Annotated in this window: 14 protein-coding genes and 1 pseudogene; 2 read left to right on the top strand and 13 right to left on the bottom strand. The window is 68.7% G+C overall.

Features of this window, described 5'->3' with window-relative positions; genetic code table 11:
• Positions 1 to 124: 124 nt before the first annotated feature.
• Positions 125 to 466, bottom strand: a complete 342-nt coding sequence (locus PMI12_RS00885; RefSeq protein WP_042672577.1) for a hypothetical protein — start codon at positions 464 to 466, stop codon at positions 125 to 127.
• A gap of 230 nt (positions 467 to 696) precedes the next feature.
• Entirely contained in the window at positions 697 to 1,488 is a 792-nt protein-coding gene (locus PMI12_RS00880; RefSeq protein ID WP_007828039.1) for a fumarylacetoacetate hydrolase family protein, read from the bottom strand.
• 196 nt (positions 1,489 to 1,684) lie between these two features.
• Between PMI12_RS00880 and PMI12_RS00875 the strand changes: the two genes are divergently transcribed.
• On the top strand, positions 1,685 to 2,587 hold the full coding sequence (locus tag PMI12_RS00875; protein ID WP_007828038.1) for a DMT family transporter: 903 nt from the start codon (positions 1,685 to 1,687) through the stop codon (positions 2,585 to 2,587).
• 23 nt (positions 2,588 to 2,610) lie between these two features.
• Here the strand turns inward: PMI12_RS00875 and PMI12_RS00870 are convergent, their stop codons facing one another.
• The 5 genes from PMI12_RS00870 to PMI12_RS00850 all read right to left on the bottom strand — a co-directional run bounded on the left by PMI12_RS00870 (position 2,611) and on the right by PMI12_RS00850 (position 8,075).
• Entirely contained in the window at positions 2,611 to 3,153 is a 543-nt protein-coding gene (locus tag PMI12_RS00870) for an Rrf2 family transcriptional regulator (protein WP_007828037.1), read from the bottom strand.
• Between the two features lie 22 nt (positions 3,154 to 3,175).
• Entirely contained in the window at positions 3,176 to 3,874 is a 699-nt protein-coding gene (locus PMI12_RS00865) for a Bax inhibitor-1/YccA family protein (protein WP_007828036.1), read from the bottom strand.
• 176 nt (positions 3,875 to 4,050) lie between these two features.
• Positions 4,051 to 4,404, bottom strand: a complete 354-nt coding sequence (locus PMI12_RS00860; protein ID WP_237726025.1) for a hypothetical protein — start codon at positions 4,402 to 4,404, stop codon at positions 4,051 to 4,053.
• A 77-nt stretch (positions 4,405 to 4,481) separates the two neighbouring features.
• A complete protein-coding gene (gene yccS / locus PMI12_RS00855) occupies positions 4,482 to 6,692 on the bottom strand; it encodes a YccS family putative transporter (RefSeq protein WP_007828032.1) in 2,211 nt (736 codons plus the stop codon).
• A gap of 48 nt (positions 6,693 to 6,740) precedes the next feature.
• The gene (locus PMI12_RS00850) at positions 6,741 to 8,075 is read right to left on the bottom strand and encodes an NUDIX hydrolase (protein ID WP_042672579.1); all 1,335 of its coding nucleotides are present in this window, start codon (positions 8,073 to 8,075) and stop codon (positions 6,741 to 6,743) included.
• A gap of 128 nt (positions 8,076 to 8,203) precedes the next feature.
• Here PMI12_RS00850 and PMI12_RS00845 point away from each other — a divergent pair, with 128 nt between their 5' ends.
• Positions 8,204 to 9,421: an acyl-CoA dehydrogenase family protein gene (locus PMI12_RS00845; RefSeq protein ID WP_007828028.1), complete on the top strand. Its 1,218-nt coding sequence runs from the start codon at positions 8,204 to 8,206 to the stop codon at positions 9,419 to 9,421.
• Positions 9,422 to 9,445: 24 nt separating this feature from the next.
• On the opposite strand, the gene PMI12_RS00840 is transcribed toward PMI12_RS00845, so the two are convergent.
• The 6 genes and pseudogenes from PMI12_RS00840 to PMI12_RS28565 all read right to left on the bottom strand — a co-directional run bounded on the left by PMI12_RS00840 (position 9,446) and on the right by PMI12_RS28565 (position 15,056).
• Complete coding sequence (locus PMI12_RS00840) at positions 9,446 to 10,144, bottom strand: response regulator (protein ID WP_007828026.1); 699 nt, start codon at positions 10,142 to 10,144, stop codon at positions 9,446 to 9,448.
• Positions 10,141 to 11,724, bottom strand: coding sequence for an ATP-binding protein (locus PMI12_RS00835; RefSeq protein ID WP_007828024.1), 1,584 nt, complete (start codon positions 11,722 to 11,724; stop codon positions 10,141 to 10,143). The genes PMI12_RS00840 and PMI12_RS00835 overlap by 4 nt, the downstream gene beginning before the upstream one ends.
• Positions 11,725 to 12,063: 339 nt before the next feature.
• Positions 12,064 to 12,186 (bottom strand): annotated as a pseudogene (locus PMI12_RS29280) (response regulator); the annotation flags it as partial.
• A complete protein-coding gene (locus tag PMI12_RS28475) occupies positions 12,153 to 12,311 on the bottom strand; it encodes a response regulator transcription factor (RefSeq protein ID WP_007828021.1) in 159 nt (52 codons plus the stop codon). The pseudogene PMI12_RS29280 and the gene PMI12_RS28475, both read right to left, overlap by 34 nt.
• 17 nt (positions 12,312 to 12,328) lie before the next feature.
• Positions 12,329 to 14,731: an outer membrane protein assembly factor BamA gene (gene bamA, locus PMI12_RS00830; RefSeq protein WP_007828019.1), complete on the bottom strand. Its 2,403-nt coding sequence runs from the start codon at positions 14,729 to 14,731 to the stop codon at positions 12,329 to 12,331.
• A gap of 169 nt (positions 14,732 to 14,900) precedes the next feature.
• The gene (locus tag PMI12_RS28565; RefSeq protein WP_007828016.1) at positions 14,901 to 15,056 is read right to left on the bottom strand and encodes a hypothetical protein; all 156 of its coding nucleotides are present in this window, start codon (positions 15,054 to 15,056) and stop codon (positions 14,901 to 14,903) included.
• Between the last annotated feature and the right edge of the window lie 212 nt (positions 15,057 to 15,268).

The following is a 15,268-nucleotide window of genomic DNA, read 5'->3' as shown; positions in this document are numbered from 1 at the left end:
ACTCTTTGCGAGCGTGCTGATGGCTTGCAGCTTGACCGGCTGCATCGTGCTTGGGAACGCGGCGCGGTGAGCGGTCGATAGATGCAAGGGCAGCGCGTGCTGCTGGAGCACTCGCGAGGCGGCATCAAGGAATGCGCGGCGCCTCGTTGCCGGTGGCCATGATCGGCGCGAGGGTCGATCGGCCGTAGTTGCCCGGGGTGCCGGCTTCGTGCGCGGCACACGTCTCACCGGCGGCCACGAAGATGCCGAGCGCCAGCGCGCCGAAGGCCACCAGGCCCACGAGACACGATGTCCGGAAGGCTCTGCCGAGCTGCGGCATGGCGCCGAAGGCGGGTCGCGTCTTTCTCCATCGTGATTGCATCTCGAGCTCCGGGGGATGGCCATTTGCATGCGCCCACGCCGGCAGGCTGCTGAAGCGCAGCGCGTGCGATGCGTCGTTCGAGCTGCGATGCCGGGGACTGTTCATGGCCGGTATCGTGAGCTTCAAAACAGGAGAAAAATTGGACGGCGCCGCTCGATGGCGGCCGCGTGCTTCAGGGAGCCGCGCGGCGCGGTCCATGCGGCCAGTCGCCGCTCAGGTGGCTTGCGGAGGCTGGGACATGGCGGCTCGGGAGATGCGGGAGCCCCGATGATCCGCATCGATCCGGCAGGAAAAATGGTCCCGCGGCTCCCGCGCCGGCACCTCTCCCGCAGCCCTCAGACGATCCGCACCGACAGCTCCGGCAGCCGGTCGATGTGGATCTCGATCAGGTCGCCGCGCACCACCGGCCCGACGTTCTCCGGCGTGCCCGAGTAGATGATGTCGCCCGGCTTCAGCTCGAAGGCTTGCGACAGCCGGCTGATCTGCTCGGCCACCGACCAGATCATGTGCCTGAGCGTGGCGTTCTGCTTCGTCTGCCCGTTCACCTTGAGCCAGATCGCGCCATCGGTGAAGTGCCCGACCTTCGCCACCGGGTGGATCGGGCCGACGGGCGCCGAGTGGTCGAAGCTCTTGCCGATTTCCCAGGGTTTCTTCTGGTCGCCCATCTCGCGCTGCAGGTCGCGGCGCGTCATGTCGAGGCCGAGCGAATAGCCGTACACGTGGTCCAGCGCCGAGCTCGCCGGGATGTTGCGCCCGCCCTTGCCCAGCGCCACCACCAGCTCCACTTCGTAGTGGTAGTTCTTCGTGAGCGTGGGGTAGGGGTGGTCGGCCACCACGCCCGGCGTCACGACCTGGATCGCGTCGGCCGGTTTCTGGAAGAAGAAGGGTGGCTCGCGGCTCGGGTCCGAACCCATCTCGCGCGCATGCGCCTCGTAGTTGCGGCCGATGCAGTAGATGCGGCGCACCGGAAAGACCTGCTCGCTGCCGACGATCGGGATGGTCGATGCGGCGATGTCGAACGGCGTTGCCGCCGCGCGGCCGGCCCCGGCGGGTAGCGCGCAACCGGCAATGGCGCCCGTGGCCATGGCAGCGGAACCGGCCAGCAGGCCGCGACGGGAAGTGATCATGAGCGTCTCCTTGGTTTTATGGAATGCGGGTGCCGTGCCCGTCTGTTGCGTCGAGCATTTCCGATCTCCGGTGACGAATGGGCCTTGGCGGCTTTTTTTCAAAGGCAGCTGGCAACTGTTTCCTTATTAAAAGCATATCCAATCCGCGCGGGACGTGGCACGCTTGCTCCTTCTTTCTATCGTTCGGAACCGAGACATGCAGACGCAGTTGCGCGGCGCGCTGGAGATGAGCGTGGCCATGGTGATTTCCGGAACCATCGGATGGTTCGTCGTGCGCTCGGGCCAGCCATTGCCCGACCTGCTGTTCTGGCGCTGCGTGTTCGGCGCGGCGACGCTGCTGGTCGTGTGCCTCGCGCTGGGCCTGCTGCGGCGCGGCCTGACGCTGCGCAGCTTTGCTCTGGCCGCACTCGGCGGCGTGGCGCTGGTCGTCAACTGGGTGCTGATCTTCGCGGCCTTCTCGCATGCGTCGATCTCGATCGCCACGGCGGTCTACAACACGCAGCCCTTCATGCTGGTCGCGCTCGGCGCGCTGCTGCTGTCGGAGCGGCTGACCGCGATGAAGGCCATCTGGCTGTGCATCGCGTTCGCCGGCGTGGTGCTGGTGGCGCAGGCCAAGTCCGGCGGTGGTGCCGACGGTTCCTCTTACTTGGTCGGCGTGCTCATGGCGCTGGGCGCGGCCTTCTGCTACGCGGTGGCCGCCATCGTCGCGAAGAAGCTCGACGGCATCGCGCCGCACCTCATCGCACTGATCCAGGTCTGCGTGGGCATCGTGCTGCTCGCGCCCTTCGCGCACCTGAAGACGCTGCCCGCCGACGCCGCCACCTGGGGCGTGCACCTGACGATGGGCGTGGTCTACACGGGGTTGGTGTTCGTGCTGCTGTACGGCGCGCTGCAGAAGCTCTCGACGCCGGTGGCGGGCGCGCTGTCGTTCATCTATCCGCTGGTGGCCATTGGCGTCGACTACGTCGCCTTCGGCCAGCGGCTGGGCGCGCTGCAGCTGGTGGGCGCGGCGGCCATTTTGATCGCAGCGGCGGGCATGACCTTCGGATGGACCCTGCCGGGCCTGCCGCGGCGTTTGCCAGCTGCCGAAGAGCGCTGAACGGGGAAGCCGCCGCGACGCCGTCAGCTGGCGCCTTGCTGGCGCCGTCCCAGTGCGAACACCGAGTTCGGCGCGTCGACGACAAAAGGCTTGCGCGTGGACGGCTGGCCGGACGGCGTGCGCCGGCTGTCGCTGCGTGCCGCGGCCTGCACGCCCTTGGCCTTCTGCTCGTCGACCAGGCTTTGCAGCGAGATCGACCTGAGGAACTCGACCGCCCGCAGGTTCACGGTGGCCCAGAGCTCGTCGATTTCGCAGCGGCCGGCCTCGCCCGGCGCGTCGGCATTGCGCCGGCGGGAGGATTCCGCATCGTGTTCCTCGATCGAGAGGACGATGTCGGCCACGGAAATCTCCGCCGCCTTGCGGCTCAGAGAGTACCCGCCGCCCGGGCCGCGGGTCGATTCGACGAGCCCGGCGCGGCGCAGCTTGCCGAACAGCAGCTCCAGGTAGGACAGCGACACGCGCTGGCGCAGGCTGATCGAGGCCAGCGTGACGGGGCCCGAACGGCCGTGCAGAGCGATGTCGATCATCGCGGTGACCGCGAAGCGGCCCTTGGTGGTGAGGCGCATGTCAGTTCTCCTTTTCGGGGGATTACTCGTCGCGGCCGCCGGCGATGCCCAGCAGGGCCAGCAGCGACTGGAAGACGTTGTAGATGCTGAGATACACACCCAGCGTGGCGGAGATGTAGTTGGTTTCCAGGCCGTCCTTCACGCGCTTGAGGTCGTGCAGGATGAAGGCCGAGAAGATGCCGATGGCCAGGACCGACAGCGTCATCATCAGCGCGCTCGACTGGATGAAGAAGTTGGCGATGCCCGCCACCAGCAGCCCGATCGCGCCGATGAAGAGCCACTTGCCCATGGAAGACAGGTCGCGCTTGATGACCGACGACAGCGTGGCCATGCCGAAGAAGATCGCGCCGGTGCCAGCGAACGCCGTCATCACCAGGCTCGCGCCGTTGGCCAGGCCGAGCACCGCGCCGACAAGGCGCGACAGCATCAGTCCCATGAAGAATGTGAAGGCCAGCAGCACCGGCACGCCGGCGGCCGATTCCTTGGTCCTCTCGATGGCGTACATGAAGCCGAAGGCGCCGCCGAGGAACACCATCAGGCCGATGCCCGGCGACATGGCGCGCGACAAGCCGGTGGCAACGCCGATCCAGGCGCCGAGCACGGTGGGCACCATCGACAGCGCGAGCAGCCAGTAGGTGTTGCGCAGGACGCGGTTGCGCTCCTGCGGCGATGCGAGGGGCAGATCGATGCTGTCGTGATGGGCGATAGGGCTGTTGTTCATTGTGTGGATTCCTTGAAGCCGGACCTGTGCCGGCTGCGCGCAAATGGCGCGTGCAGTGGCGGCGCAGGGCCTGAAAATGAGAGGTGTCGTTGCCGCGATGCGGGTACCGCATGGGGCGGCCCCGGATCGCAAGGGCGGGAGCCATGGCGGCTCCCGGTCGCGCAGGCTTTGGGGGCCTAGGCGACGAAGGCAGCGGCCCGGGGTGGCCGCTTGGGTCGCGCGAGGAACGGCGAGACGGTGGTGGTCAGGCCGAGCTTTGGCGGCTGTTCCGTGAAGCGCAGCAGTGCGGGAGCGTCGTTGCGCGCGTTGACCAGTTCGGCGTGTTCGGAGCCGGCCTCGTCGAGGGAAAGGGCATCGTCCGAGGCCTCATCGGCAGCCCCTGCCGGAGCGTCGGAGAGCGCCACGACCAGCGTGGCGGCCTGCGACTCGCCGTGCGAATGGCCGGCACCGATCATGCTGTGCGCAAGCACGGCAAAGCCGTAGCAGGACAACATGATGGAGAGGACAGCAGCGGCAAACCAGCGGGACATGTAGGGGCAATTTTACCTGCCGCGGTTTGCGGCGCTCGCCACGGGGGTTTCAACCGACCGGATCGCATGGATGTTCGTCAGGCTGGCGCGGCCGTGGTTTCGCTGCCTTCGGACTGCAGCCATTCGCGTGCGTGGGTGCGCAGGGCGTCGATCTGCAGCCAGATCAGGCCGAGTTCGGTGTGAAGGGTTCGCGCCTGCGGGTCGTTGCTGGTGGCGACGGCCTGCGCCAGTGCGGCCCGCGCGGCAGGCTCCGCGGCGGCATCGCCCGGCGCCTCGATCAGGCCCTTTTCCAGCCCGGCCGCCAGCCCTTCGAGCGCCGCGATAGCTCCTTCCGCCGCCGTTTGCAGCAGTGCCATCTGCGCCGAGTCGGGCAGCGCCGCGCGGTGGGCGCCCAGGGCCGAGAGGTAGCTCAGCAGCGTGTGCGAGCGGATCAGGAAGCGCAGCGCCACCCCCGCGCGCGGCCGCACATAGCCCGGCTCGCGGAACATGTCCGACACCGCCGTGGACAGCGCCGCGTCCGCGTTGTGGTCGTTGCGCCGCGCCAGCCGGTAGTCGAGGTGGTCGCGCGCGCCGGTGCGGTACTGGCTGACGATCTGCCGCAGGTAGCCGGCATGGCCGCGCATCGCGGCTGCGGCCAGTTCATTGATGCGCCGCGCCTGCCAGTGCGGCAGCACCAGCAGCACGGCCAGCCCGGCGATCGCGCTGCCGATGGCGGTGTCGACCAGCCGCGGCACCAGCAGCACGCCGCTGTCGCCGACCTGGTTGAAGCACATCAGCACCAGCAGCGTCATCGATGCGGTGGCCAGCAGATAGCGCGTGGCGCGGGTCGCGAAGAACAGCACGCCGGCAGCCACCGCGATCACCGACTGCACCAGCGGCTGCGGAAACAGCTGCAGCAGCGCCCATCCGGCCACCACGCCGAGCGCGGTGCCGGCGATGCGCTGCCCCATGCGCGAAATGGTGTCGCCGTAGGTCTGCTGGCAGACGAACAGCGTGGTCAGCAGGATCCAGTAGCCCTGCGCCGGGTGGATGGCGCGCATCACCCCGTAGCCCGCAACCAGCGCGATCGACAGCCGCAGCGCGTGGCGAAAGAGCGGAGAGCGCACGGTGAGCTGCCGCCGCACGCGCTCGACCGCATCGCGCCACGAGCGCGGCGAGCGGTCGAACAGGCCCATCTCGGTGCGGCCCGCGCGCGCCGACGGCTGGCTGGCACCCGTGAGCTGGCCGTCGAGCAGCGCGAGGTTGCGCGCCAGCGCCTCGACCGACGCCAGCAGCGCAAGCCTCGCGGGCGTGTCGGCCCGCGCACGCTCGTGCTCGATGGCGCTGCGCAGGTCGGCCAGCGCCTGCACGGTCTCCGGAGCGACCTCGAAGGGTTCGCGCCGCGCGATCGAATCGGCCAGCCGCTGGCAGGCCAGCCCCTGCAGGCCCAGCACGCGCTGGCAGCGGTAGAGCAGGTCGCTGTGGAAGAAGGCATCGGCCAGCGCGTTGTAGTCGTCGTGCGAGGAGCTGGCGCGCTCGTGCACGTCCTGCGCGATCAGGTAGAGCCCGCGGTAGCGCGAGAGCCGGCCGGTCGGCGCGCGCGCGCCGATGCGCAGGAAGATGCTTTCCTTCGCGGCGTTGAGCTCCGCCACCACCTCGGCATTGAGCTGCGCGAGCGCGAGCCGCTTGCGCTCGATGTCGATGCCGCGCAGCGGCTCGAACAGCGAGGCCTTGAAGCGCACGAAGCTGCCCAGCACCGTGAACAGCGTCACCAGCCGCGCCTGCACCGGCTGCGCCGGAAAGGCCGCGCACCACAGCACCGAGAACACGCCGTACCAGGCCGCGCCGGCCAGCAGCAGCAAAGGCTCGCGCCCGCGCTGCACCACGCCGTGCGCGCCCAGGTTCTCGATGCCGAGCGTGGCGTACATCGCGAGGATCAGCGTCGCGTACGCGATCGCCTTGTAGCGCGCTCCCACCGCACCGAGCATCGTGAGGCAGAAGGCCGCGAGCGCCAGCCCGGCGATGAACAGCAGCGGCAGGCCGAACGCCGCCTCGACCGCGAACGCGATGGCGGCGAAGCAGCCCAGCGTGACCACCTGCGCGCGCAGCCGGCCGCGCCAGCTGTCATCGGTCTCGGCGAGCGCGCTGGCGATGGCGCCGAGGAACAGCGGGATCACCGCATCGGGATGGCCAGTCCAGGCGCAGCCCGCCATGAGGCTGCCGAGGGTGAGAAGAATGCGCACGGGCTGCGCGCGGGAAGCGAAGGACCGCAGCCGCTGGCGCAGCGCGTCGGGAGACAGGGGAAGCATGGGGTCGATCTTGCACGATGCATGCCACCGCCATGTGGCACTCCGCCGCTAGGGGGTGGGCCGGCTGCGCAGGAAGCCGTGGCGCAGAGCGATCCACCTGGCCTGGCCGTCGTCGGCTGCGGGGCCGGCGTCGAGGCCCGCGAGCAGCATCCGGTCTTCGACCTGCAGGAACTGGCAGGTCGGCGCGCTGCCGGTGCCGGGCAGCACGCGCAACGTGGCATCGCCGAGATCGATCTGCTCGCCCGGTGCGGGCGATGCGATAGATGCATCGGGCCAGGCCTCGCGCAAGGCCTGCTTCTCTTCTTCGGTCGTTGCCTGCGTCGACAGGAGCCATCTCACCCGGCCAGGTGCCGCCGCGACGAGGGCCGCGAGATGCCCGGGGCTCGCGGGCAGCGCGTCGACCAGTGCGCAATCGCCGCCCGCGACGCCCACGAAATAGCTGTGCGCCAGCGCGCCCGATGCATCGGCCTCGCCCGTGACCCGCAAGACCCGCGCCGACAGCCGCATCACCAGTCCGGCCTCGTGCGCATAGCGGCCGCCGCCCTTGCCGTCCGGATCGACGTGCCCGATTTCCTCGTACGCCGGCTCTTCCATGTTCACCGGCCGTCGGCCCGCGGGACCGTCCGCCAGCCGCGGCATGATGCGCGGGATGTGCGTCAGGCCGCGCGCATGGGCCATGAGTTCGGCCGTGCTTGCGAAATGCGCGAGCTGTTCGAGGATGCGGCGCGTCACGTTCATCAGCTTGAGCCCGCGCGCGGGCGCCACGGCCTCGGCCGGCCGCAGCCACATGTGCTCGACCGTCTCGCGCCCGTCGGGCCGCACGCTCTGCGCCTCGGGCATTGGCGCGAGAAAGAAGCGGGTGTCGAAGCGGCGCGGCATACCCGGCGGCGTGAGCCAGTGGGTGAAGTAGGCGAGCCGGTCGGCCGCGAGCTGCCAGCCGTGCCGGTCGCACAGCGAAATCAGCGCGTCGGTGCCTTGCTCCGCTTCGTCGCGCATGGCGGCGAGTTGCGCGGGCGGCAGCTTGTCGAGCGCCACCAGCCGGCCCGTGCCGTCGGCCGCGAACAGCACGCCGGCTTCCTCGAAGCATTCGCGGATCGCGGCCGCGTAGTAGTCGAGGCCGCCCTGCGGCACCGCGAGGCGTTCGCTCGCGGCGCTGTCGTCCAGGCCGCCGCAGTGCCCGTGCAGGCTGCGGTCGTGCGCGTCGATCACGCCGCCCGGAAACACGCTGGCACCGCTGTTCTGGTCGTCGGCCTTCTCGGCCCGCCGCAGCATCAGCACCTCGAGCCCGTGGCTGCCGTCGCGCAGGACGATGAGGGTGGCGGCCGTGCGCACGGGGCGCGGCGAAGCGGGGCGGGGCGTGGCGTCGGAGGTGCTGGCGGTCATGCGCACATTGTCGCGCCGGCGGCTGCTGCGAAGGCGACAGCACAGGCCCTTGGCTGTCGCATGAACGACCGTGCGAAACACCATGCGCCGCGTACCTTCAATGCACATCGACTGTTGAAGGACGCACCATGCATTTCGAATTCACCCCCCGGGCGATCGCGCTGCGCGACGAGCTGCTCAAGTTCATGGACGAGTTCGTCTACCCGAACGAGAAACGCCGCGAGGAAGAGCTGGCCGCCAACGCCCGCTCCGGGCGGGCATACGCCGAGCTGCCGATGATGGCCGGCCTCAAGGCCAAAGCGCGCGAGCGCGGGCTGTGGAACCTGTTCCTGCCCGAGGCCGAGCACGGCCCCGGCCTCACCAACGTCGAGTACGCCCCGCTGTGCGAGATCATGGGACGGCGCTACTGGTGCGCGGAAATCTTCAACTGCTCCGCGCCCGACACCGGCAACATGGAAGTGCTGGCCCGCTACGGCACCAAGGCGCAGCAGGAGCGCTGGCTCACGCCGCTGCTCGCGGGCGAGATCCGCTCGTCGTTCGCGATGACCGAGCCTGAAGTCGCATCGAGCGACGCCACCAACATCCGCTGCAGCATCCGGCGCGAAGGCAACGAGTACGTCATCAACGGACGCAAGTGGTACATCACCGGCGCGATGAACGAGCGCTGCGAGATCTTCATTCTGATGGGCAAGACCGACCCCGACAACGCCGACCGCCACAGGCAGCAGTCGATGATCCTCGTGCCGAAGAACACGCCGGGCATCACCATCGTGCGCGACATGCAGCTGCTCGGCATGTACGACCCGCCGTTCGGCCACCCCGAGATCGTGTTCGAGAACGTGCGCGTGCCGGTCGAGAACATCCTGCTCGGCGAAGGCCGCGGCTTCGAGATCGCGCAGGGCCGCCTCGGCCCCGGGCGCATCCACCATTGCATGCGCGCCATCGGCATGGCCGAGTCCGCGCTCGAGATGATGTGCCGGCGCCTGGTGTCGCGCACCGCCTTCCACAAGCCGCTGTCGGAGCAGGGCGTGTGGCGCGAGCGCATTGCCGAATCGCGAATGCTCATCGAGCAGTCGCGCTGGATGGTGCTCAACGCCGCCTACCGCATGGACACCGTGGGCAACAAAGTCGCCGCAAAGGAGATCGCGATGATCAAGGTGCTCACGCCCAACAACTGCGCGAAGGTGATCGACTGGGCGATGCAGGCCTTCGGCGCGATGGGCCTGAGCCAGGACACGCTGCTCACCCACTTCTACGCGTACGAGCGCCACCTGCGCGTGGCCGACGGCCCCGACGAGGTGCACCGCAACGCCATTGCGAAGCAGGAGCTGGCGGCCTACCAGTAAGAAGAGGAGGAGCGCGAAAGGCGCTCACCGCGCGGCGTCGGCCTGTGCCTCCCACGCGAAGCCGACGCCGTACACCGACCGGATCCAGTCGTATTCGGGCGTTACTGCGCCGAGCTTGCGGCGCAGGTTCTTCACGTGGCTGTCGATGGCGCGTTCCGTCACGTCCACCGTGTCGTCGTAGGCCAGCTCCAGCAGGCGGGCGCGCGAGAAGATGCGCCCCGGATGCCGTGACAGCACCTGCAGCAGCCCGAATTCGCGCCGTGTGAGATTCAGCGGCGTGCCTTCGAGCGACGCGCGCCAGTGCACGTCGTCGAGCACCAGCCCCGGTGCCTCGCTCTGCGACGCCGGGCCCTGCAGGCCCGGTGCGGTGCGCCGCAGCACGGCGCGCACGCGCGCCACCAGTTCGCGCGGCGAGAAAGGCTTGCACACGTAGTCGTCGGCGCCCAGCTCCAGGCCCAGCAGCCGGTCGACCTCTTCGATGCGCGCGGTCAGCATGATGATCGGGTGCGCCGTGTGCTCGCGCGCACGGCGAAGCACCTCGATGCCGTCGAGCCGCGGCAGCATGATGTCGAGCAGCGTGAGGTCGGGCGGCGCTGCGACGATGCTTTCCAACGCGCTGTGCCCGTCGGTGAAGTGTTCGGTTTCGTAGCCCGCGTGGCGCAGGTAGTCCTGCACCACCGAGGCGATGTCGATTTCGTCTTCGACGATGACGATGCGTGTCATGACGATGCCGCCAATGGAAGTGTGATGGTCACGCGCAGCCCGCCGAGCGGCGAGGCCGATGCGTCGATGGTGCCGCCGTGCGCCTCGATGGTCGCGCGGCAGATCGAGAGGCCGAGTCCCGAGCCGCCGTGTTCGCGGCTGCGTGAGCTCTCGCCGCGGAACAGGCGGTCGAACAGGCGCGGCAGCTCGGCCTCGGGCACGCCGGGCGCGCTGTCGTCGAACAGCAGGGTGAGGCAGTTGCCGGTCCATGCGCCTTCGACCGTGACGCCGATGCGCAGCGTGCCGCCGTCGTTGGTGTAGGCCAGCGTGTTCTCCAGCAGGTTCATGAAGACCTGGTGCAGCCGGTGCGCGTCGCCGTCGATGGTCGGCTGCGCGGAGGCGCCGATGAGGTCGATGGCGCGCCGGTCCACCGCGATGGCGCGCCTGGCGAAGCGGTCGCGCGTGTGGTCGAGCGCCTCCTTCAGCAGCGACAGCGGAAACACCGTGGTGGTGAGCAGGTCGCTCTGCGGTTCACGCATGCTGCTGCGCAGGTCGTCGACCAGCTGGCCGAGGCGGATCACCTGCCGGTGCAGCCGCAGCGCGGTGCGTTCGTCGAAGGTGCGCACGCCGTCCTGCAGCGCCTCGATCTCAGCACGCATGGCCGCCAGCGGCGTGCGCAGCTCGTGCGCCGCGTCGGCCAGCCAGGCGCGGCGCGAGGCTTCCACCGTGTCGAGGCGCTGCGCCATATCGTTGAAAGTCCGCCCGAGCAGCGCCAGCTCGTCCGAACCGTGCACCGCGACGCGGGTGGACAGCCGCCCGCGCGCCAGGTCCTGCGCGGCCAGCGTGAGCTCGTCGATGGGCCTGAACCAGCGGCGCGCCAGCAACCACGACAGCATCAGCGCGAAGCCGAGGCCGCACAGGCCGGTGAGCACGATCACGCCCGACTGCCGCGCGACGAAGGCGCGGTCGGCTTCGCTTTCGAGGCCCCGCATCGGCGTGAGCGCGAGGTAGCCGATGACTGTCCGGTCGCGCCGGATCGGCGTGCGCGCGGCGTTTTCCAGATCGACGTTGGCGCCTACCACGCGCGCGCCGTGCGCGTCGAGCACGGCCAGCCGCTGGAAGATGGAGTCCGGCATCTCGCGCAGATCTGGGAAGGGCCATGGCGGCGGCATGGCCGGCCCCCGGCGCGGCAACAGTTCGAGTTGCTGCGGGGGCGGCAGGGGCGGCGGGCTGCCGTCGGCGCCGTTGTCGGGCGGGGCATCGCCGCGCATGGCGCGGTGTTCGTACCAGGGGGGCAACCGCCGCTCGTCTGCGTTGCCGTTGCCCGCGGCGCCGTCGAGCACGGCGGCCAGCCGGCCCATCTGCAGGCGGCGCCAGGCGTCGTCGTTGTCGTGCAGGCTCTTCCAGTCGCCATTGGCGACGTAGTGCTTCAGCAGCAGCTGCGAGAGCCAGTCCATGCGCCGGATCTCGATTTCGGCCACGTAGGAGCCCAGGCCGCGCTGCAGCGCAATGATCGACAGGCCCGCGAAGCTGATCAGCAGCACGATCAACAAGGCGGCCAGCGCCAGGAAGATCTTTCTGGAAAGGGTCAGGTGAGGCATGGGCTCGGGGAAGGCATGGCCGCATTCTGCGGCATGCACTGCGGGCAGGCGTTGGGGGGCTTCATGGGCAAGCGGGTGATCCTCGGGGCCGAATGTGGAGGAAATTGGGAGAGATGTTCTCCCACATTTCTCCCGGATCGAGCTGCACGATGCGGCCCATGAGCCCTCGCATGGACGCTGCTCGTGTTCTGGGCGGAAGAAGGCGCCACGCGGCCCTCAGCACCCGTCGCGCCCGCGCTCTGGAAGGCTCCGAGCGCATCCGCGCGATGGTGCCGCCGCGCGCCATAGGCTGAGCCTCGCCAGCCACATGCGCACGCGGAGTCGCGACGGCGCGCCGCCTCAGGCCGGCCGTTCCGCGAAGCAGAAGCCCACGCCATAGGCCGAGCGGATCCAGTCGTGCGACGGCACGGCTTCCGCGAGCTTCCTGCTCAGGTTCTTGATGTGCCCGTCGACCGCGCGCTCAGGATGCGCTCCAGCGCCGCTGCGCCGTCTTCGATCTGCTCGACCTCATGGCCCGCGCCCTGCAGGTGGCCCAGCAGCAGCGGCGCGCTGTCGCGCCCGTCTTCCACCAGCAGGATGCGGCTCATGCTCTGGACCCTGGCGCTCAGAAGGAGGTTCCGATCTGGAACTGGAAGCGCTGCGTGCGGTCGGCCGCGATGCCGTTGGCGGTGTCGGCCTTCTGGTAGAGCAGCGGCACCGCATAGGCCAGCCGCAGCGGGCCCAGCGGCGAGATCCAGCTGATGCCGATGCCGGTCGATGCGCGGATGCGGTTCTGCGCCTTCCACTGCGCGTCCGTCATGCTGGCCGTGCGATCGGCGAACACGTTGCCCGCGTCGAGGAAGGTGTAGAGCCGCAGCGTGCGGTCGTTGCCCGCGCCGGGGAACGGTGTACTGAACTCCATGTTGAAGATCGCCTTGCGCGTGCCGCCGATCGAACCGCCCGTGACCGCGTCGGTCGGGCCGAGCGAGTTCTGTTCGAAGCCGCGGATCGAGCCGAGCCCGCCGGCATAGAAGTTCTTGAAGATGGGGTAGGTGCTGCTTCCCAGTGCGCGCGCATAGCCTAGCTGGCCGTTGATGGCCAGCGTGTACTGCTTCGAAAGCGGGAAGTACTGCTGGTACTGGTAGTTGGTCTTCAGGTAGCGCAGCTCGCTGCCCACGCCCATTTCGAGGTTGGCGCTCTGCAGCTTGCCGCGCGTGGGCACCAGCGCGCTGTCGCGGTCGTCGCGCGACCAGCCCAGCGTGGCCGGGATGCCCAGCACGCTCGAATTGGCGCAGGTCACGCTCGGCACGGTGCCCGTGCACTTGAAATAGTCGAGGTAGGCCTGCGGCGTGGCGGTGTACACGTACGAGCCATTGACCAGCGTGTAGGTGCCGTTGGTGCCGGGCGTGAACGAATAGCGCTCCACGCCGATGCCGAGGTACACCGTGTCCTGCTCGCCCACCGGTAAGCCGAAGCGCACGGAGCCGCCGTCACTCGCGAGCTTGTAGTTGCCGTCGGCCTCGTAGTACGGCCGCGTGGTGGTGTGGAACACGTTGATCGTGCGCGAGATGCCGTCCTTGGTGAAGTACGGGTCCGTCGCCGTCAGCGAGACGGTGCGGTTGTACGAGCTCGTGTTCACGTTCAACCCCAGGTAGTTGCCGCTGCCGAACACGTTCTCCTGCGTGATCCCGAAGCTCAGCGAGACCTTGTCGGTGGACGAGTAGCCCGCGCCCAGCTGCAGCGAGCCGGTCGGCTTCTCGGTCACGTTCACTGCCAGGTCGACCTGATCGGGCGAGCCGGGTACGTCGATGGTGTCGACGTTCACCTCGGTGAAGAAGCCCAGGCGGTCGATGCGGTCGCGCGAGGCGCGGATCTTGTTGCCGTCGTACCAGGCGCCTTCGTACTGGCGGAACTCGCGGCGGATCACCTCGTCGCGCGTGCGGGCGTTGCCGCCGATGTTGATGCGGCGCACGTACGCGCGCCGCGAGGCCTCGGCCTTCAGCACCAGCGTGACGCGATTGTTCGTACGGTCGATCTCGGGCTCGGCCCTCACGCGCGCGAAGGCGTAGCCGAAGGTGCCGAAGTAGTCGGTGAAGGCCTTGGTGGTGGCGGCCACGTCCTCCCCGTTGTAGGGTGTGCCGGGACGGATCGTCACCAGCGTCTTGAACTCGTCCTCGTGGCCCATGTAGTCGCCCGAGAGCTTCACGCCGGCCACCACGAACTTCTCGCCTTCGGTGATGTTGATCGTGAGGGTGAGCGCCTGGCGGTCGGGCGAGATGGCGACCTGCGTCGACTCGATGCGGAACTCCAGGTAGCCGCGCGTGATGTAGTACGAGCGCAGCGTCTCGAGGTCGCCGTTGAACTTGGTGCGTGAGTACTGGTTCGACTTGGTGTACCAGGCGAGCCAGCCGCCGCTGTCCTGGTCGAACAGGTCGAGCAGCGTACTTTCGCTGAAGGCCTTGTTGCCGACCACGTGCACTTCCTTGATGCGTGCGGAATCGCCTTCGGTCACCGTGAAGGTCAGGTTCACGCGATTGTTCTCCAGCGGCGTGACGGTGGTGACGACCTGCGCGTTGTAGAGGCTGCGGCTGATGTACTGCCGCTTGAGCTCCTGCTCGGCGCGGTCGGCCAGTGCCTTGTCGTAGGCCTGGCCTTCGGCGAGGCCCACCTCGCGCAGCGCCTTCTGCAGCGCGGCCTTGTCGAACTCCTTGGCGCCCACGAAGTCGACGTCGGCGATCGAGGGGCGTTCTTCCACGATCACCACCAGCACGCTGCCGTTGACGTCGATGCGCACGTCCTTGAAGAGGCCGAGCTTGAAAAGCTCGCGGATGGCGGCGCTGCCGCGTTCGTCGCTGTAGGTGTCGCCGGGGCGCAGGCCCATGGTGGCGAAGACGGTGCCGGGTTCGACGCGCTGCAGGCCTTCGAGGCGGATGTCCTTGACGGTGAACGGTTCGACGGCCCAGGCGGGAGAGGCTGCGAGCGAGGCGAGCAGCGCGGATGCCGCTGCGAGGGACTTCGGTAAGTGCATCGCCGCATGGTCCTTGCCAATGTCGGAGAAATTTGGGACTTTTCTCCGGCTGCCCCGGGGTGCTCGGGGTCTTTGCCTTACTGCAACCCCATGGCGTTTGTGGCCGTCCACGCCGGCACGGTTTCGGTGCCGGCGGCCTGGCAGATTTTTTCGCGCCATGCGGGATCTTTCACCTCGCGCGCGCTCCTGCAGCCGCGTGCCCTTCGGGCATCGGGATGATGAGGTTGCGAGGAACGCGCAGGTAGGAAAAGGCGGGGCTGAATGCGCTGGCGAGTTGCTGCACGCCCAGCGAGGTGGCGATGGTGCTTTGCAAGGCAATGGCCATGGAGGACTCCTTCGGCCACCGAGCATCGCGCGGCTTTGGGGAGACTTCTTGTGCGAGGTGTTTCCTGCGGTGGTGTGCAGGCAAACAACAGTCCGTGCAAAGCAGGAGGCGTCCACCAAATTCCTCCGAATTTGAGCGAGACGATGCGTGCCGGCTGCTCGATGAAGAGCCGCTGAAACTGGAGAACCCTGAATGAAGAAAACCCTCACGGC

Source organism: Variovorax sp. CF313 (genome assembly GCF_000282635.1).
Taxonomy (GTDB): Bacteria; Pseudomonadota; Gammaproteobacteria; order Burkholderiales; family Burkholderiaceae_C; genus Variovorax.
This window is presented reverse-complemented; position numbering and strand designations above follow the sequence as displayed.